Origin of the sequence: Bacillus sp. CR71 (assembly GCF_003429245.1) — a bacterium.
Taxonomy (GTDB): Bacteria; Bacillota; Bacilli; order Bacillales; family Bacillaceae_G; genus Bacillus_A; species Bacillus_A thuringiensis_S.
The window spans coordinates 1,023,193-1,042,584 of the sequence record NZ_CP031748.1 but is presented as its reverse complement, the minus strand read 5'-3'; the positions used below and the strand labels follow the sequence as shown (position 1 = coordinate 1,042,584).

Sequence of the window (19,392 nt, the reverse complement as noted above, 5' to 3'; positions counted from 1 at the left end):
CCCTTATGCTACTTTTCTACTATTTGTATTGCTTCCGCTTTTTTTACTTGTCATATAAGAGATTGCTAGTACAATCACAGTTGCGATAATCACATAAATAAGTGCTGAATTTTGCTTTCCTTCAAATACAACTTGATGGAATAAACCTGCAAGTGATCCACCTAAAATTGGACCTACTACTGGAATCCATGCATACTTCCAGTTTGAACCGCCTTTTCCTGCAATCGGAAGGAAGAAGTGTGCGATACGCGGACCTAAATCACGTGCTGGGTTAATTGCGTATCCTGTTGTCCCACCTAATGATAAACCAATACTTACAATTAAGAAACCTACGATAAATGGATTTAATCCATCTGCAAATTTATTTGCACCAATTGCTAATATACCAAATACTAAAACGAATGTTCCAATCATTTCACTTAAAAGGTTTGCAAATGTGTTCGGAATTGCTGGACCTGTTGCAAATACACCTAACTTTGTTCCTGGATCTTCTGTTTCTTTCCAGTGTGGTAAGTAATGTAAATATACGATAACTGCCCCGATAATTGCCCCAATCATTTGTGCTACGATATAACCTGGTACGTCACTCCATGGGAACGCTCCCTTAAATGCTAGTCCTATCGTTAAAGCTGGATTCAAATGTGCCCCACTAATTGATCCAACCGCATACGCTGCAACCGCTACTGCTAAGCCCCAGCCCATTGTAATAACAATCCAACCTGAATCTTTCGCAAACGATTTCTTTAAACTTACACCAGCACAAACGCCGCCACCAAGTACGATTAACAACGCAGTCCCTATTAACTCTCCTAAAAATGCTGACATAGTATCCCTCCACAATCAATTTAAACGCTTCCAAATGTGATAGAGGTAAAATGAATGGCCATTCGTTTTTGTCAAAAGAAAAAGACCCACAGCTTTGCACGCTTCTATATAAATTTATATAGAAACAATGAAATGTGGATCTCTTCTTTTCTCCGTCACGTTTATTAACTTGTCTATAATGTTAACCTCTTATGAAAGCGGTGTCAACAGAATTTTTTCACATTTTCGTCACTTTTTTTGGTAATGTTTCCATAGTTCGCGTTTTGACGTCGTAATCGCTGTCGCACCAGCGTTTAAAGCTCTTTCCACATCTTCTACAGTACGAATAAAACCACCTGCTAAAATCGGTACACCAGTACGCTCTTTCACTTCAGCGATAATATCCGTCATTGCTCCTGGAAGCACCTCAATATAATCCGGTTTCGTCTTATCTAAAAGATTGCAGCTCTTCTCCATCGCACTCGAATCGATTAAAAAGATGCGTTGTATTGCCACAACACCTTTTTGCTTCGCCTTCATAATAACGCTCGCCTTTGTCGAAAGTAACCCGTACGGTCTAAACTCCTGACATAAATATTCCGTCGCATGCCCATCACTCTGCAAGCCATGAATTAAATCCACATGTAAAAACACCTTTTTACAATATTGCTTCGCAAGTGATATAACACTCTTCAATTGGCCGACATGAATATCTAAAATAACGATGTATTCATACGAACTATGTAATAGCTTTTCCAAATCTTTAATTTGCCTCACTGCCGGCAAAATCTTCTGTTCATGAAATTCCATTCTCTATATCCCCTTCTTTATGTCATCCTATCCTTTATAGTACACAATTTAAGTGAAAAGAACAGCTAGTGTAGGGGATTTCTTTCAAATCTTTCCTCTATTTATATATTTTCTTCAACTTATCCGATCCCATACCACCTATAATCATGAATGCAAGGGGCAAAAGATTCATTACATATGGCGCATCTGCTACAATTGTAATACTTGCTCCTGCAAACTTATTTAGCATCCATACAACGATTTTTGCAATAAACAAAAATACTCCTATCATAAATAGACTATCAAAAAACACCTTCCATTTTGGATATGCCAATTTCTTACTATCTTCAATTACTTTCTGCGTCAATTCTTCATCACTCCTTAGCAGTTCATCAATCGTAATATCGAACAAATCACTTAAATGAATAATAATTTCAATGCTCGGATAGTTCTTTCCCGTCTCCCATTTCGAAACAGATTGCCTACTTACATGAATTTTTTCAGCCAAATCATTTTGCGACCAATTTCTTTTTTCCCTTTCTTCTTTTAAACGCTCACTAAAAATCATACTGTGTTTATCACCTCTCTATGCCCATTATGTTCAAATAAATGATGAAGAGTAAAGCTAGTTATCGTTGCATCGCCTGTGCAACTTATGCGTTACAGCTTATAATAGTGCTATTTTATATGTATCTTCCCTATACTATGCTCCAATAATAATTTCCCGAACAATAATACAAAGAGCGGATACTAATAAAGTGAAACTTTAATCAGCCCTCACCAATCGGGCTTTTACAGACAGCCCGGCAAATAGCGGGATAAAGACTAGATTAGGCATAAAAAATACGCCATCCCTTCTTATCAGTCTCCAGAAAGAATAACGCAAATTTTCATTTTTACTCATCATTTTTCGGACTATATGAAAACCCCGGATATTTCACAACAGGCCACTTCTCCTTACGCAGGGAATCCATTACTTGCGGGCCAACATGTATATTACTCTCCACTATTTCTTTAGGAGTCAGTGCCATCCATTGATTTAACGATACATCTTCAAAACGATTGCTTCTGAACATCTCTAAAAACCATAATGTTTCGGTACCTGTATTTTGAATATAATGCCCCGTCGCAAACGGTACATATCCGACATCACCAGCTCTATAATCAAATGTACGAGCGGTACCATTTCCAAGAAACACAGTCATTCTCGCTTCTCCTGTCAAATAATATTGCCATTCATCATTATTCGGGTGCCAATGAAGTTCTCTCATTCCACCAGGCTCAACCTCAACGAGCGCTGCTGCGATCGTTTTTGAAATAGGGAAATTTGTAGAATCTACAATTCGAACGCTACCACCAGGAGTCTTAATTGGCTTTTGTTTTAACAGTTCATGTTTAAATGTTAAAGGAACTTCCCCTTTCGGTGATTGAACTTCCTGACTTTCAAGCGAACCTGGCACCTCTCCTTGATAAATATAAACTTGACCTGAAGGGATAGAATGAAAAGCACTCTCAGGTACTCCAAAATTAGCCGACAACACTTCTTTTGGCGTATGCGCAAACCAATCAGAAATAGCTAAAGTAGATAAATCAGAAAAATGTCCATCATCGAAAACAAGTAGAAATTCACAATGTTCCAATCCTTGAATGGAATGCGGAATACCAGGCGGAAAATACCAAAGATCACCTGGTCCAACATCAGCAATAAAATTCCGTCCATTTTGATCAACAGCCGTTATGCGTGCCCGTCCTAAAAGCATATACGCCCATTCCGCTTCTTTATGCCAATGAAGTTCTCGTATTCCACCGGCCGTTAAGCTCATATTTACCCCAGCAATCGTCGTCGAAACTGGTAGTTCCCGAGCAGTAATCTCCCGAGACCACCCGCCGTGTTTCAAAATCATAGAAGTGTCCGAGAATGAAAACTTCAAGTTAGGAACTAATCCTGCATCCGTTATAGGTGGAACAAGCATATTCGGATTTTGAATATCTCGCATAACATTACGAGGTCCAGAATCAATCGCACCTGCTCCGTCGCTGCGGATTGGTTGCGGCACTTTCCCTCCCGCTTCATTAACAGTACGTTTCTTCATGATTACACCCCTTTTTCATCCGGTTATTAGGTGAAAATCCTCCACCATAGTGTATGAATTGGGCTTTAGATGGTTACAGTTACTATGGAGTTACATCAACTGCCTATCATTATCGTTTTGTTCATTTCTCAACTTATACTAGTATGGACAGCGTCTGGAAAGATAATGAAGAAATTAAATTAAAACTAATAAAAAACCCTGTAAAATTTATTACAGAGTTTTTCACCAATTATTTATTGTTTTACATATCGAATACGAACATTATCGTCCATATGATAAATTTGTAATGTGTTTCCATCATAGTTTTGCAATTTATACATGATACTATCATTTGTTAACTTTACTTCTTGACCGTCTTTAACTGCTTTTGTTACTTTTAAAGATAACTGGAATGATGGGACATCCACCGTATATGTTCCTGTTAAATAGTTATCTTTATTCGGATAAGAACCATTCGCATAAGACTCAAATGTTTTATCACCTTTTAGTACTAGCGTAGTTTTTACGCCACTGCCGTAATCAATACCCCAATTACCAATAATCTCAGTACCATCTTTAATGTTCTTCTGCATGTTGCTATAACTAATTCCTAACTCTTCACTTGTACCAACTGTATCTACAAATACCCCAGTTTTTGCTTGACTTTTATCTGTTTGAGCCTGACTGCCAGTAGTTGGGTTTGCCTGTGTAGAACTACTTGTTGTACTAGTAGATTTTTCCGTGGTTGTATCACCTTTTACTTCAGCCCTTAACTTATCAAATGTAGGTTTCCAAATACGTTTTGCTTCCTCTAATTTTATATTTGCTTTATTTAAGATTTCCTTATCAGTCTCTAAGCTAAAACCTTTATCGTTGAATAACTTCTCTATTTCACCGAATGTTTCTCTTAGTTTACCTGCAGCTCTTTCAATCTCTTTTTGGTCTTCTTTATGTTTTGGCGGTGCAGAAATCTTCTCTATCTTATCAAATACTTTATAGATGTCTTTAACACTATCTAATACCTCAGCTTTTGATTTACTTCCGTTTCTCAAATCCTTTACAGATGCATCATAGTAATCAAATCGTCTTAACATATCCTGTTCAATGTCTAATAAATATTGTGCATAATCTTCATCTAAAACTCGAACCTTTTGAACATCTTTACTTTCTTCTTTCGAATTAGTTGATTTTTCTTTTGTTCCAGAAGACTTAGCTTTACTTGTTTCTTCTGTCTTTGCTTCTTTACTTGCCGAATCTTTTACTGTAACACAACCACTTAATAATAATGTAACTGGAACTACAGCAGCCATTAGTTTCTTCACTTTCATACCTCATACTCCTTAAAGTAATTTACTCTTAGTTTGTTTTGCTACCGATACTCTTCGCTGCTTCTTCAAACAGTTTTGAACCTTCTTGTGCTTTACTTAATGATTGATGCATTTTACTCTCGTCTTCTTGGTCTAATGCATCAAAGAGAAGTTGGAAACAATCCGCATACAGTTCCATCGATTGCTTTATCTTCACTTGTTCTCCCTGTAATTCAGGAGGTGCTTGTAGATTCTTCAGTTTCGTTGCAGTTGCCTTTGCTCCACCTAAACTCAGTTGTACTTCACTTTTCTTTTGTTTGTATGATTTTACGTCTGAATCTGCTATTCCTTCAATTAATTTCATTGTATCTTCAATTTGAGTAGCACTATTTATGATATCTGCCTTGTACCTTTCAACATCTGAACCAGTTACCTTACCAGTTGAAGAACTAGAAGAAGTTGAATTATTTGAAGAAGAACTTGGTTGACTACTTGATGAACTACTGTTTGTACCTTCACCTTTCGCTACAGATAAGCTATCCTCTTTCTTGCTATCAGTTGACTTACTCTCTTTTTCAGAAGTCTTATTCTCTTTCTCTACCTTTTGCGTTTCTTCTTTCTTTGGCTCAGCTTTCTTACCATCAGTTTCAATTGTAATACAACCACTCAATAACATAACTGGTAACGCTAAACTTACTAATTTCTTTGCTTTCATGATTACTAATACCCCTTTATTTGTAAAATGTAGTGCAAACAAGTTAATATACTTAACTAATAAATTTCCCCCGAATAATTTATTAAAATCTACTATCCATAGATTTCCTGTATATTCATAATCTTTCCATATATATCATTTTACAAAGAATTACATATTTGGTCAAAGGGATTTATGTAGTCCTTAAAAGAAAATTTTAATCACAAAGAAAAGAAGCTAACAATAAATTGTTAACTTCTCGGCTTAAGGAAAAAATAGTATCTTTCCTTATCTTCTAATATCTAGGTTGTGATTGAATATTTGTAAGATGAACATCATACATATCAATGATTTCAAGAAATCTATCAGCTTCACGGAAAACATGGTCTGCTAATAATGGATGAATGATACTCTTTATTTTACATTGCTCAATTAAATCACGTGCTGTTTTCTTAAAATCCCGAAGAGATGTAACCGACACACGATTTTGATCTAAAAATTGATCTAAAAGTGGGACTGTTTGGGATTGTGGTTTCATAGATTCTAAGTCAATTGCTTGATACATCAATTCATCAAAATCATTGCTAAAATTCCGTGCTGTATCTACAAGCTTTCTTTCCGATGGATCAAGAAGATGGCCAATAAATTTAGCATGGTCTGCCATAATCCGTAAAAAGAAAACATTTTCTTTAATAATAGCATCAGGAAGGGCATCTAATTTCCCTTCATTTAATTGTATTAAACGTTTTCTAAAATAGTCAGCTTCCCTACTTGTATGGTCAACTAACAGTGGAAAGTTATTTTGTCCTGGCAATTTACATGTGAGAATTAATCCTAAAATTTTTCTTTTAAATCCCCAAATATTAGTTGCGGCTTGTTGTACTTCTGCATTAAATCTTTTTATTTGCTCAGGATCTGTTTCATTTGTATAGGAATGCGCTATTTGTTCGATATGTTCAAACAATCGATAAAATTGATTAGCCTCTTCAATTAGTTGAGTATCCTCGCATCTAAACCCTAAGCGAAGAAAAAAAGAATGCTCCTTCATGATTCTAGACCAAAAACGAATTTCATTTAATGAACGCTCAACAAACATTACAGATGTAACACCTGTATCAGGATGTAATGAAGTTTCATCCCTATGCATTGTTAATCCCCCCCAGTAAAATCCCCGCTAGTTCCATTCTTATGAGTAAAAATATATATAAATACCATCAATAAAAGTTTATGATGACTCTCTTATACATGTAAAATTAAACTAATATAACCTTAGCTTGATGAACATATACTGCTCCCCCAGAAGAAAAAAAGCTACCACCTAGTTGTAAAATTATACCAGGTGGTAGTCTTTCAAAATTTTTATTAAAGCAATACCGAATCTTTATCACTATCCTGATTACGTTTCTCACGCTCTTCTTCTAAGCGCTTCATATATACTTCGCCTTCTTTTTCAATAAACTCATTATCCATATCTTGCTCTTTTTTCGAAGTATATAAAACCATGTAGCCACTTAGTACAATCCCGACAATTACAAGATACACCCACCATGGTAAAGTTTCCAAATCACTTCATTCCTTTCCTTAGACAAGCCTTATTAGTTTCACTCTATGAGGAAAGAAGTGGATTTATGCTTAAAATTTTTATTGTGGATGCTTCGCGAAAAATGCTTGTACATATTCCATAAACTCAATTGGTTCTTGACGAAACGGTGCGTGGTATCCTTTTTCAATAATATGAAACGTACTATTCGCAAATAGCCCATGATACAGTTCACCATTTTTCCAAGAAACACTTTTATCATGTCGTCCCCATATAATTAAAGTCGGCACCTTAATTTTATCAGCTTCCATCGCAATGCGGCGCTCTCTCATTTTCGTAAGCTGATCATAATGCTCTTTATCATCCCGACTATTTTTCACTTCATTTTTATTATACTTCGTAATCTCAGTTACAGTTTGTAAGTCCGTCGATAGCGGTGGTACTTCATAACTTTCTTTTTGCTGGAAAGACTCTATCCCTGTGGAATCCGCCAAGATGAGATGCGTCACTGCATCCGGATATAAATACGCTAAATTAAGGGACATCTCTCCGCCCATTGAATGGCCGAGCACCGCAAACTGATCGTATCCGAGCTTCTTCATTAACTTATAATATAAATTCACTTGCGCAGGAAACGAATACTGAAAATCAATAGGTTTAGAAGAACGCCCAAACCCTAAAATATCAACCGCAATAATCGTATGGTCTCGCGCTAGTTCCGGATAAATATCACTAAACCCATCAGAAGAACCACCAAACCCGTGAAGCATAAGTAACGGAGGTTTCCCCTCACCAATTTGTTTAAAATAAATCGTCTGCCCATCAATTTGCGCCATACTCTCTTTCGTATTCAACTTCATCATAACAGTATCTTTCACTTCTCCAACCTTCGCAATCGGCTTCTCAACGAAGTTACAAACAATTAACAAAACGAGCACAATACCGCTAATCATATAAAACTTAAACCGTTTCAAAGTTCCCGTCTCCTTTCTCTTGTTTCTATTTAAAGTTTTTACATTTTTTGGTTATTTTATGTTATCCTTTTAATTGTAACTAAAACAGTTACAATTATACTAAAAAAATATAACTCACTTCTATTACTAATGGTTATTCTGTAACTATTATAGTTACATATTTAAAGTAAGTCAATTCTTTTCTCTACATGGCCTGAAAATAGAAAAAGGGACTCCATGTTGAAGTCCCTTTCTTTGTTATTATAGTTGGCTTACTCCGCCGTCGCCCCTATTATCTGCTGGTGCTCCTCCTGTGTCGCCAATGTTAACGTAGTCTGGTCTTGCTGGTGCTCCTCCGTCACCAATATTAACTGCTTGCTGTGTAGTAGAAGAAAAATTAAGTCCCAATGAAAGAATCCCTACAAAAATTAATCCTTTTGCTATTACGCCTACTTTTTTCATTATTTCAACGCCCCTTTTTCTAAATGTTTTTTCTGTGCTTGATTATTTATATAAAAATATTTACTTGCCTTTACATGGTTTTCTTCTTTATAAAATTGCATAGCTAAAATCTCAGTATATTCTTGAATACAATCCAACAAACCTTCTTTCTCAAAATATAAAATCCCATTTAAAATAGTAGATTCTAATAATACACTAGACGTCTTTTGATTCATTTCCTTTAAAATTACAAAACGGTGCTGAAATTCTTTATTTTGTATCTTATTACATATATCTAATCCTTTTTCAATTAATTCAGCGGCAGTATCGATTTTTCCAATTTTGTAATATTCACGTGCTAATACAAACATTGCTTTGAAATGTTTGGAATTACTTTTTATTACTTCTACTAAATGTCGAATTGCTAAACTCGAAAGGTTTTGACTTGCATATAACCATGCTAAATTATGACGAACCATTGTAATAAATCTTTCATTATCTATCTTTTGAAATACATCTAATGCCAAATTCAACTTCTCTTCGGCTTGTTCATATTGCTTTAAATCAATACAAGCCATTGCAAAAATATTCTCACACAAAGCAATACAAACTTCATAGCCAGGATGTTTTTCATATTCATCTTTTGCTAAACGTATTTGATCAATCGCCATCAATGGTTTATACGTTTGATAAGACAAATATGCAAATCTATAATTGAATTCAGCATGTTCCAACGAAGATGTTATATATTTAATTAATTTCCCAGCCTCTTCAAAGTGATTTTGTGACTCAATGTAATTTGATATATACATTGCATGAATACCTTTAAATAAGTGATAATAATGTGTTAAAAGTGCGTCATCAGGAATTATAAAGGTATTAATTTCATCAAAACTATTCTCTGTAATACTCAAACTATCAATTAGCACATGATAACGGAATTTTAATAATGCGTGATAAAATGCCGCATACTGATCTTCTTTAATATAAATAACCTTGGACTCTATTTCCTCATTTAGTACTTTCGCTTTAACCACATCTTGTTTTAACATTGAATGATACCAATCATCCAATAAGTGTCTCATTTGCTCCCGCGTTACTACATCTGCTCCCATAAACTCGCATCCCCTTTTCTCCAAAATTAGGATTTTTATACAATTATCAAAATTGTATATTACCACTCCTTTTCTATGTATTGAAAAATAATTATCAGAAAATTTAATGTTTTAATTAATTATACCAAACTTTTCCTTTTTGATAACTTGAGAAACAATTATCAGAAAACTCACTAGAATAAATAAAAAAGCAAGCAGTTCCAGCACTCCGCTAAAACTACTTGCTCTCCTACTTACTATCTCTATTTTTACTCTTTAATAAATTCCTTCGTACTTCTCACTGTATCAATTGGACGAACTAATTTTTCAATTTCTTCACGTTTTGGCTCTAGGAATGGAGGTAAAGATAATTTTTCACCAAGTGTTTCGTATGGCTCATCTCCCATAAATCCTGGGCCGTCTGTTGCAAATTCAAATAAGATTTGTGGTGCAACTCTTGCATATAATGATTCGAAGAAGTGACGGTTTACATATCCAGATGAAGGAAGTCCTACGCTACTGATTCTCTCAATCCATTCTTCTAATACAGCGCGATCTTCTACGCGGAATGCCGCATGGTGCACTGTACCAAAACCTTGTTGTGCTTCAGGAAGAACTGTATTATGTTCTACAATAACAGATGCACCGTTTCCGCCTTTGTTCACTTCAAATAAATAGAATTCCCCTTCTTGCGCAACCTCTTTAAATAATAGAACTTTTTCTAACACTTCTTTGAAGAAGCTAAAGTTTGCAATACGGATAAATACAGGTCCTAAACCAGTGATTGCATATTCTAATGGTACTGGCCCGTTTTGCCAAGGTGTACCTGATTCGATTCCTTTATCAAGTTCATCTGAGATTAATTGATAGTGTTGGTCATCAAAGTCAACGAAAGAAAGAGTTTTCTTACCAAATTGCTCTTTAATTCCTGTATGTTCTACTTCAAGACGGTCAAAGCGTTTCACCCAATACTCTAATGCTGCATCAGTCGGAACACGGAATGAAGTTTTTGAAATTTCATTTGTACCGTGTACTCCTTTCGGAACACCTGGGAAGTCAAAGAATGTCATATCTGTTCCTGCACTACCTTTATCATCTGCAAAGAATAAATGATACGTTTGAATGTCATCTTGGTTTACTGTTTTCTTAACTAAACGCATTCCTAAAACGTGAGTGAAAAACTCATAGTTTTTTTCTGCACTACTTGTAATCGCTGTAACGTGGTGAATTCCTTTTAATTGGTTCATTTTATATTCCTCCAATATTTTTTAATTTATATTTTCTCTCCTATTACTTCTCTTCAATAGGTGCTAAATTCGCTTCAATCTCTGCACGCTGATCTTCTAAGAACGGTGGTAAATCAAGTTTTTCTCCTAAATGTTCCACATCTCCATCAACTGTAAATCCTGGTCCATCTGTCGCAATTTCAAAAAGGATTCCGTTTGATTCACGGAAATATAAGCTTTTAAAGTAGAAACGGTCGATGATTCCTGAAGACTGGAAGCCTCTTTGTTTCACCTGTTCTTCCCAATAGGCAAGCTCTGCATCGTTTTTCACGCGAATTGCTAAATGGTGAATGCTCCCTCGGCCCGGCTTTTCAGTAGGTCCATCTAAATATTTCACAACGATTTCTCCAAAATCCTCTCCTTTAATGGATTGAAAAATTGCTTCCTCTTCGCTACGGCTAACCGCTGTATAACCGAACATCTCTGTAAGTGTACTCGACATTTTATCAAGTCTACGAACTGTCATTTCCACAGAACCCATTCCTTGAATTTGATGCTTTGCAGGAACTTCTGATTTCTCCCAAGTTTCCCAGTGCTCTACTTTTTCTCCGTTTGAAACGAGTAGTACTAAGCGAAGACCTTCAGCATCCTCAAATTGTAAAGCAGGACGATTTGCATATGTTGTCATTTCACTATGTTTCACATCAAAATTCTCAAATCGTTCTTTCCAGTAATGTAAGCTTTCCTCTGAAGGAACGAGTAATCCAATTCGAGTAATCGCATTCGTACCGCGATATGTTCTTCCTACTAATGGAATTTCAAAAAATGATAATTCCGTACCTGGACTTCCTGTTTTATCTCCATAAAATAAGTGGTACATTGACGGATCATCTTGATTTACTGTCATTTTCACACGACGTAAGCCAAGCACGTTTTTATAAAAGTGATTATTTTCATTTGCATTTTTCGTAACCATTGAAATGTGATGATGCCCTTTAATTTTATACATTGGTTATTCCTCCGTTTCGTTTTACTAGTCAAGTGATAACTAAAAAAATAATATTTCCCACAACTAATATGGTTTTTAGCTTTTCAATTTATTCTTAATTATGTTTTTGTAAATTCATCTTAGTTTTTACTGTATAAGTTACTTTGTTTTTTAATCGAAAACAACTGAGTGTATGTTTTTCATATGACTCAATCGCTTTCGTTACTATCACTTTACACCTCAAGTGATTGAAAAGCAAGTGAAAAATCTCGAATTCAAGATTTTTTTGTTAAATAACATTTAGGGTGTAAAATCTGATTATTTACGTAATTAACATTCTATTAAAACGCTCATTTACAGAAGAACATTATTCAAGTGAAGCCCTCTATAATTCAATTACAACTCCTTGAAAGCTTATGATACTATCCTGATCACACTTTTTATATTTAATGTTTTAAGGAAAAAAGCTATACTATAAGCGAAACTAAAAATCAGAAAGGAAATACCAGAACATGGAAAATTATATGCTATTTATCCTTACAGCACTCCTTATTATAATGATGCCTGGTCCCGGTTTTGCTTTAGTTACAAAAAACACTATCTCTCATGGTAGAAATGGTGGAATAAAGACCGTCTTAGGAACAGTATCTGGAATGATGATTCATACAATAATGGCTACACTAGGACTCTCTGCTATCTTAATGAAATTTGCTATGCTATTTACATTAATAAAATATGCTGGGGCATTTTATTTAATTTATTTAGCTGTAAAGTCAATTAAAAGTGCCTTTTCTAAAAAAGAAGATATGTCAAGTTCAGTGGAAATAAACTCTAAGGATATTGGAACGGTTAAAAGTTTTAGACAAGGATTTACCACGGCAATCTTAAACCCAAAAACGGCTGTATTTTTCCTTAGTTTTCTACCCCAATTTATTGTGAGTAATCAAAGTCATTTCTTCCAATTTCTTTTGTTGGGATTCACATTTACGACTTTGACAGCAATATGGTATTTACTTTATATCTCTCTAATACGTCAATTAAGAACTTTTTTAAGAAAAGAAAAGGTGAACCGTACAATAGAGGGTATTACTGGCACAGTATTATTAGTATTTGGAGTTAGGCTATTTTTCCAAAAATAAATATGTAATAGAGAGAGTTTAAAACTTTCTGTTTTTCCAATAAATGAATCAATATAAAAAGTATGGCTTTCAAACAGTAAAAAAGTGAACAAACGGGTGTGTTTGTGGAATAAGCTTCAATAAAATAACCAAACTTTTTATAAAGAAGTGAATCGATTATATTAAAATTGATATAAAGGCGTTATCCTTTCCTATGATTTCTCAGAAAGAATAACGCCTTTCTCTTTTTAGAGGATATTTTGTCTAGTTAGCTTGATAGCGATGTGGTTCTATCCCTTATAAAGTGAAACTTTAATCAGTGGGGGTTTTGTTCATCCCCCACTGATTATTAGTTGAACCAATCGGGCTTTTACGGACAGTTGATCCCCCACCTAACTTCTTTGCTTCCGCTGAATTTTGAGGTGGGGGTCTTACTGCCCGTTAATGCGGGATAAATGTTACAAAAACATTTATAATATCTCTAACTTGCACAATGCTTCCCGTTAATATAATACGCTGATTCTGTGAAAACCGTAAATACAACCTCTACTTCTGGAAGTCCAAAATCCATTACATATGTAGTAATGGCCTTGGCAAATCGATCACGAATTTCCTGTCCACGCTCGAACCATTTCACTTCAATAAGAGGAAACGCTTCTATTTCTTCTCCATTGAATATAAACGTAGAACTTGGTAGTTCCAACGTAAAATTATCCGTACCACACTCACAAATCTCTGCGAGCTCTTCTACTAATGGCTTGCTTATGTGTTTTAATTGTTCAGTAGTAATTCCACGAAACACAATATGCGGCATGTAAATCCCTCCTTTAGATAGTTTTATATTTGCCCACATCATAGCACAATTCTCCCACCTTTTAACAAAAATAGATGCTAAACAAGTTTCAACTCTTATTTTTAGGCCTGTTATACAGGCTGAAGCGATTCTAAGTATCTGCCATATTAAAGTTGATATGCTCCCATTCTAGTGGTGAGATATGTTTTAATCGTTCTTCGTTAATCCCATGCGTACTTCTTAACTATTTCATTTAATTTTTAATAAAGAAAACAGCCTCACTAAGCTTTTAAAACTTAATGAGGCCACTTTATTCACACTTTTAATTATGGAACGTCGGTTTATAGAACGAACGATTATCAAGTGCGAAGACACGCTCTGTGTATTCGCCTGGTTTTGTGCGTCCTAATGCGCGGTCCATCATGTTCATTTTTGCATCTAAGTTGTCGATGTAGTGCAGAATTTCTGCTTCTTTTACTAACGGTGGTTTTGGGCTACCCCATTCTGCTTTTCCGTGGTGAGAAAGGACGATGTGTTGAAGAATTAATACTTCTTCTGCATCGATGTTCAGCTCATCTGCTGCTTTACCAATTTCGTTCACCATGATAGAAATGTGGCCTAGTAAATTTCCTTCTAACGTATACGTTGTAGAAATTGGACCAGATAGTTCAATTACTTTACCAAGGTCATGTAAAATAACGCCTGCATATAGTAAGTCTTTATCTAATGATGGGTATAGATTTGAAATAGCTTTCGCTAAATCTAGCATTGATACAACGTGATAAGCTAGTCCAGATACGAACTCATGATGATTCTTTGTCGCTGCTGGATATTCTAAAAATTCATTTTGATGCTTATTTAATAAATGTCTTGTTAGACGCTGAATGTTCGGGTTTCTCATTTCAAATATGTATTGCGTAATTTTCTCAACCATATCTTCTTTTTTCACTGGTGCTTTTTCTACGAAATCCGAGATATCTGTTACTTCATTTTCATTCGCAACACGGATTTGTTTCACACGTAATTGAATACGTCCTTTGTAGTTTAAAATATCACCAGCTACTTTAACGATTGTTTCTGCTACATATTGTTTCTCAACTTCTGGTGATACGTCCCATAGCTTCGCTTCAATATCTCCACTTGGATCTTGTAAGATTACTGTTAAAAATGGCTTTCCATTACTTGCTAGACCTTTTGTCGCTGTTTTAATTAACAAGAAAACATCGACTTGTTCACCAACTTCATATTCTGCAATTTTCTTTTTCATTCGAATTCCTCCACCAAATCAGTTACTTTTAGTATAGCATATTACAACTCATTTTCTTTACGCTTATGTGTTAATTTTATAATCTGTTTTTCTGTAAAATACGCGAGTAAATGCGCATGACATGTAAAGAAGATGACTTGTCTATCTTTTGCGATTTCCTTTATTAGTTCAATCGTTCGATCCGTCCTTACCGCATCAAAGTGCACGAAACTATCATCAATAATAAATGGGTAATCATGTTCAAATGTTTTCGCAAGTGCAAATCTCAGCGATAAATATAACTGCTCCGCTGTCGCTTGGCTTAGTTCATGACTGTAAAAACGTATACCGTCGTTACGTTCAACAACGAACGGCTCCGCCTCTGACGGTGAAAAGATTTTACTATAGCGTCCGCCCGTTAAATAGACGAAATACTCTTCTGATTTTTGTAAAATACGAGGCAGATGCACTTCATGATAATATTGCTTCGTTTTCGTTAATACTGTCTTTGCGGCCGCATAAGCAGCCCACTTCTTCACTTGTTCACGTACTTGCGCTTTTTTCATTTCCCACTCATGCATTAAATCGCCGTACGTACTACCTTCTTCTAAATTCGCAATTTCCATACGATGTTTCGCGATGCGCTCTGTCAATTCTTTCTCTTGCGCCAGACAGTTTTGTACGACTGTAATTTCTCTCTTTAATTTCTCTTCATAACCGTCAGCTTCGTAATGTTCAGCTAATGATAAACTCTTTAAACGCTGTTCTAACAGATCAATTTGCGGTAATAAACGCACTACTTGTTTCTCAGCATCTTCACGTTTTTCCGCCAGTTTACCCGCTTCTAAAAACATCTCTTCATCTGTAGTCTCTGCAATATTCCATAATGCATTTCGTTCTACTAACAGTTGTTTCAATTGTTCTTGCATAAACTCATATTCTTCTTGCCATTCCGCCAGTTTTTCTTTTAACTGCTTACAAGTTTGGCGCTTCTCTTTCTCATTTTGCATACGACTTTGTGCCCCGTGTAGCTTACTATACTCCGCACTACCGATAACAGCTTCTAGTTTCTGTTCAAAATGCGAAATCATTTCATATAATGAAGATTTTCGCGTGCCTTGTTTTTCTAACTCCCGATATAATTGCTGCATTTTTTCAATACGCTCAAACGCTGGCAATATGTGTGCATACGTATAAAATTCTGGGAACATATAGCGCGTTTTATATGCATCTACTTGTTCTCCCGCCTGGAACGTTTCTCTCTCCCATTCCTCATACGATGAAACGACTTTATCATAAGCTCGCTCCATTTGCTGCAATTTATAAGACTCACGCTCAAATAGCTTCCGAATCTCTTCATCTTTTTCTAACTCATAGCGCACAGACATCGCTTCTTCACTTTGTCTCCCGCCAGCACTTTGCTGAAGAGTAAGAAGCTCTTCTTGTAATCCACTTGACGGATCTTTATATAAAACAAGGGCAAGAACAATCCCTACAAAAACAATAACACTAATAAATAAGAGCGGGCGGTTATCAATAAATAAACTCGTGAATAAAACAAGCGTGTTAATAAGAAGTAACAGAAGACAAACTCTTTGCCACTGCTTTTTCTTTTGCATAGCTGCTCCTGCTTTTTCCTCATACTTGCGCTTCATTCTCTCTGCGCCCATACCGATAAACGCCGCATCTTGGAACGATTTCTCTTTCTCAACTAACGTATCTCGCTCTTCATCAACTAACATTTGTTTCTGAATCTGTCTTATATTTTCTTCTTGTTCTTCTAATTGCTCTTGCGCTACTTTAAAACGATCATCAAGCTGTGCTTTTTGCGTTTCTAATTCACGCGCTTTTTGTACGGTTTGCGTAATTAATTCTTTCGTTGCCAAACTCATGTCAAACGCAAGAACCGCTTCCTTTTCAAAAGTAGCACCAATTTGTTGTTCTAGTTCTGCAATTTCTTCTTTTATATTCGCAATACTTCCTGTCATATCACGCATTTCTTGGCGTGCATTTTCGTAAGACATATGTTGCATACGAAGTTCTTCTACATAACTTTCTTTTTGTAAAAACTCTTCATCTATTTGAATCGAGGCAATTTCCGATTGCACCGTCTCTATTTTTTTATGGAGCGAGTCAACTTGTAATTGGAGCGGCTCCATCTTCGCCTTAATCGCTTCATAGCGCGCCATTCCGTTTACAGGAAACTGCCCGCTCTCATTTTCTAACACTTTCTCATGCGCACGCTTTTCAATAACGAGTGGCTCAAGCGCTGCTAATATTTCATAATCTTGCTTTCGTTTTTCTGCACTCTCTTTCTCCATACGAACAGAAGCAAGTTTCTCTTCACTTTCTTTTAATTGCTCGACTTGTTTTTCATACGTGCCAATTTTCCCTTGCCACTCTTTCATCTTCTCTTCAAGTTTCTTCATCTCTTGCAGTGACACGTTAATTTCCGGTTTACGCCCACTCGGTTTAAAGCGTTGATCCATTTCTTTTTCTAGCTTTTTATCTAACTGTAATAGCGCATCGCTTCCGACTGCACTTGCCGAAAATAAATAATTGCCAATATCCGCTTCGCCGAGCTGATGAATATTTTGAAGACCATGCATATCAAATGAAAAGATCGATTCAAATAAACTTTCATTCATCCCGCTTAATATATCGTTTAAAATTTCCTCGCCGCCCGTTTTCCCGTCTTCAAAATAAACGGTCACCTCGCCAGATGCCGTCTTTGGCAATCGTTCAATTTTCAAACGACCGTACTTCTCTGTTTGTACAGTCATCGCTCCGCCATACTTCCCACCTTCTTTTGGCTCATAACGGCGCTGTCCTCTCGTCGGAAAACCGAACAAAATACTTTTCATAAACGAGCGAATTGTCGATTTCCCCGCTTCATTTTCACCGTATAACACCGTCAGTAAGGAAAGATCCATTTCCACATTTTCTAATTTTCCGTACCCATAAATATGGAGTTTTTCAATTCTCATTTTTTATCCCTCTCTTGCTGGAATAATTGCTCTAAAATAATATTTTCTGCTTCCTTTTGAATCTCTTTCTTCTCTTCTTCTGTAAAAGATTCAATACTATTACGCGCTACAGGAGACGTCCAAATGGTGCGCAACACGCCGTCCATATTGGTGAAAGCTTCTAACTCTTTTAGCACACTACCGACGAAATGATTTTCCGCTTTCAAACGTTCGATTTCCGCAAAAGAAACCGTCTCATTTTTCCACTTCATCACATATACGAAATCTTTTCGCTCTTCGCCAGATGCTAAAATGTGAAAAATCTCTTCCACACGCTTTTCGTCACGCAAATAAGGAGAAAGTGGGCCCTGCCCTATGAATACGACAGTTAAAAGCGTCCCTTCCTCTTCTCTTCGGCAATCATTCATCGCAGTTGACATGCTCGTCATAAGTTCATCAACAGTTTCAAGTCCATCAATACAAACCTCGATTTCATCCCATACAACATCTGCCGTATGGAAAAATGAACAGTGCGTTCCTTGTTTCGTAAGTTCAATAAGGTACGCACCCTTCTCACCTGTTTCCTTACGATGACGACCTTGTATGTTCCCTGGATAAATAATGTATGGCTCTTCTGATAAAATTTCACGTTTATGTATATGGCCAAGAGCCCAATAATCAAACTGTTTTTCTTTCAACTCACGAATTTGAAACGGTGCATAGCGATTATGCTCTGCATCTCCTTCCACACTTCCGTGAAGCATGCCAATATGAAAAGGCGCATCACTCATTTTCGTATACTGCGCTGTCATATTATCCGTTACCGCTTGCTGCAAATAACTAAACCCATAAATAGAAGCTAATAGCTCACCATTTTTATAAAATGATTTCTCTTCTACGTAAGGCTCCGTAAACACATGAACATTTTCCGGAAACTCAATCGCTGCCCAGCTTCCTCCTAAATGATCATGGTTACCGTGAATAATAAAAACAGGGATATCGTACTGCGAAAGTCTCTTCATTTGCTCACGCACAAACACTTGCGCCCTCAAACTTCTCGTCTCCGCATCATACAAATCCCCAGCTAGTAATACGAAATCAACGCGCTCTTGAATCGCTTTATCAACAATACGCTCAAATGATTCAAACGTACTTTGCTTCATTCTCTCCCAAACAGACTGCGCAACATTCATCTCCATTCCTTTAAACGGACTATCCAAATGCAAATCAGCCGCATGTATAAACTTTACTTGTTTCACAAATAACGATCCTTTCTATCTTTCAAAAGTTTCATTTTATTAAAATTAACATCGCTGAAAACTAATCATCATCGAGAATGAAAATATTCTCGATGATTAAAG

The 19,392-nt window shown here is 36.1% G+C and carries 18 protein-coding genes; 1 reads left to right on the top strand and 17 read right to left on the bottom strand.

Going from position 1 to position 19,392, the window contains the following annotated elements; all coding sequences use genetic code 11:
• Nucleotides 1-3: 3 nt before the first annotated feature.
• The 13 genes from glpF to DOS87_RS05345 form a co-directional block, all read right to left on the bottom strand.
• Nucleotides 4-825, bottom strand: a complete 822-nt coding sequence (gene glpF, locus DOS87_RS05405) for a glycerol uptake facilitator protein GlpF (protein WP_001272200.1) — start codon at nucleotides 823-825, stop codon at nucleotides 4-6.
• Nucleotides 826-1,053: 228 nt separating this feature from the next.
• Nucleotides 1,054-1,614, bottom strand: a complete 561-nt coding sequence (glpP, locus tag DOS87_RS05400) for a glycerol uptake operon antiterminator GlpP (protein WP_000394286.1) — start codon at nucleotides 1,612-1,614, stop codon at nucleotides 1,054-1,056.
• Between the two features lie 97 nt (nucleotides 1,615-1,711).
• Complete coding sequence (locus tag DOS87_RS05395; protein WP_098578117.1) at nucleotides 1,712-2,161, bottom strand: helix-turn-helix domain-containing protein; 450 nt, start codon at nucleotides 2,159-2,161, stop codon at nucleotides 1,712-1,714.
• A gap of 328 nt (nucleotides 2,162-2,489) precedes the next feature.
• Nucleotides 2,490-3,686 (bottom strand): oxalate decarboxylase family bicupin, encoded by a 1,197-nt coding sequence (locus DOS87_RS05390; RefSeq protein ID WP_000747506.1) that lies wholly within the window; start codon nucleotides 3,684-3,686, stop codon nucleotides 2,490-2,492.
• A 233-nt stretch (nucleotides 3,687-3,919) separates the two neighbouring features.
• A complete protein-coding gene (locus DOS87_RS05385) occupies nucleotides 3,920-4,993 on the bottom strand; it encodes a DUF3994 domain-containing protein (protein ID WP_000865195.1) in 1,074 nt (357 codons plus the stop codon).
• A gap of 28 nt (nucleotides 4,994-5,021) precedes the next feature.
• A complete protein-coding gene (locus DOS87_RS05380) occupies nucleotides 5,022-5,687 on the bottom strand; it encodes a DUF7018 domain-containing (lipo)protein (RefSeq protein WP_000644836.1) in 666 nt (221 codons plus the stop codon).
• A 274-nt stretch (nucleotides 5,688-5,961) separates the two neighbouring features.
• Complete coding sequence (locus DOS87_RS05375) at nucleotides 5,962-6,813, bottom strand: DUF2935 domain-containing protein (RefSeq protein WP_000554483.1); 852 nt, start codon at nucleotides 6,811-6,813, stop codon at nucleotides 5,962-5,964.
• Nucleotides 6,814-7,028: 215 nt separating this feature from the next.
• Nucleotides 7,029-7,229 carry a sporulation YhaL family protein gene (locus DOS87_RS05370; RefSeq protein WP_000449223.1) on the bottom strand — a complete coding sequence of 67 codons (201 nt, stop codon included), beginning with the start codon at nucleotides 7,227-7,229 and terminating at the stop codon, nucleotides 7,029-7,031.
• Nucleotides 7,230-7,307: 78 nt separating this feature from the next.
• Nucleotides 7,308-8,180 carry an alpha/beta fold hydrolase gene (locus DOS87_RS05365; protein WP_000819485.1) on the bottom strand — a complete coding sequence of 291 codons (873 nt, stop codon included), beginning with the start codon at nucleotides 8,178-8,180 and terminating at the stop codon, nucleotides 7,308-7,310.
• A 240-nt stretch (nucleotides 8,181-8,420) separates the two neighbouring features.
• The gene (locus tag DOS87_RS05360; RefSeq protein ID WP_000755466.1) at nucleotides 8,421-8,621 is read right to left on the bottom strand and encodes a Phr family secreted Rap phosphatase inhibitor; all 201 of its coding nucleotides are present in this window, start codon (nucleotides 8,619-8,621) and stop codon (nucleotides 8,421-8,423) included.
• Nucleotides 8,621-9,715 (bottom strand): response regulator aspartate phosphatase, encoded by a 1,095-nt coding sequence (locus DOS87_RS05355; RefSeq protein ID WP_000500599.1) that lies wholly within the window; start codon nucleotides 9,713-9,715, stop codon nucleotides 8,621-8,623. Before DOS87_RS05355 ends, DOS87_RS05360 begins: the two co-directional genes overlap by 1 nt.
• Nucleotides 9,716-9,963: 248 nt before the next feature.
• The gene (locus tag DOS87_RS05350; RefSeq protein ID WP_001072577.1) at nucleotides 9,964-10,941 is read right to left on the bottom strand and encodes a ring-cleaving dioxygenase; all 978 of its coding nucleotides are present in this window, start codon (nucleotides 10,939-10,941) and stop codon (nucleotides 9,964-9,966) included.
• A 43-nt stretch (nucleotides 10,942-10,984) separates the two neighbouring features.
• Nucleotides 10,985-11,929 (bottom strand): ring-cleaving dioxygenase, encoded by a 945-nt coding sequence (locus tag DOS87_RS05345; protein WP_000276686.1) that lies wholly within the window; start codon nucleotides 11,927-11,929, stop codon nucleotides 10,985-10,987.
• Between the two features lie 491 nt (nucleotides 11,930-12,420).
• Between DOS87_RS05345 and DOS87_RS05340 the strand changes: the two genes are divergently transcribed.
• On the top strand, nucleotides 12,421-13,047 hold the full coding sequence (locus DOS87_RS05340) for a LysE family translocator (RefSeq protein ID WP_000433010.1): 627 nt from the start codon (nucleotides 12,421-12,423) through the stop codon (nucleotides 13,045-13,047).
• A 460-nt stretch (nucleotides 13,048-13,507) separates the two neighbouring features.
• Here DOS87_RS05340 and DOS87_RS05335 read toward each other — a convergent pair whose 3' ends face one another.
• The 4 genes from DOS87_RS05335 to DOS87_RS05320 all read right to left on the bottom strand — a co-directional run bounded on the left by DOS87_RS05335 (nucleotide 13,508) and on the right by DOS87_RS05320 (nucleotide 19,290).
• A complete protein-coding gene (locus DOS87_RS05335) occupies nucleotides 13,508-13,840 on the bottom strand; it encodes a DUF1904 family protein (protein WP_023521344.1) in 333 nt (110 codons plus the stop codon).
• Nucleotides 13,841-14,141: 301 nt separating this feature from the next.
• The gene (gene yhaM / locus DOS87_RS05330) at nucleotides 14,142-15,086 is read right to left on the bottom strand and encodes a 3'-5' exoribonuclease YhaM (protein ID WP_000726650.1); all 945 of its coding nucleotides are present in this window, start codon (nucleotides 15,084-15,086) and stop codon (nucleotides 14,142-14,144) included.
• 41 nt (nucleotides 15,087-15,127) lie between these two features.
• On the bottom strand, nucleotides 15,128-18,052 hold the full coding sequence (locus DOS87_RS05325) for an ATP-binding protein (protein WP_098578119.1): 2,925 nt from the start codon (nucleotides 18,050-18,052) through the stop codon (nucleotides 15,128-15,130).
• Nucleotides 18,049-19,290: a metallophosphoesterase family protein gene (locus DOS87_RS05320; protein WP_098578120.1), complete on the bottom strand. Its 1,242-nt coding sequence runs from the start codon at nucleotides 19,288-19,290 to the stop codon at nucleotides 18,049-18,051. The genes DOS87_RS05325 and DOS87_RS05320 overlap by 4 nt, the downstream gene beginning before the upstream one ends.
• Nucleotides 19,291-19,392 lie beyond the last annotated feature (102 nt).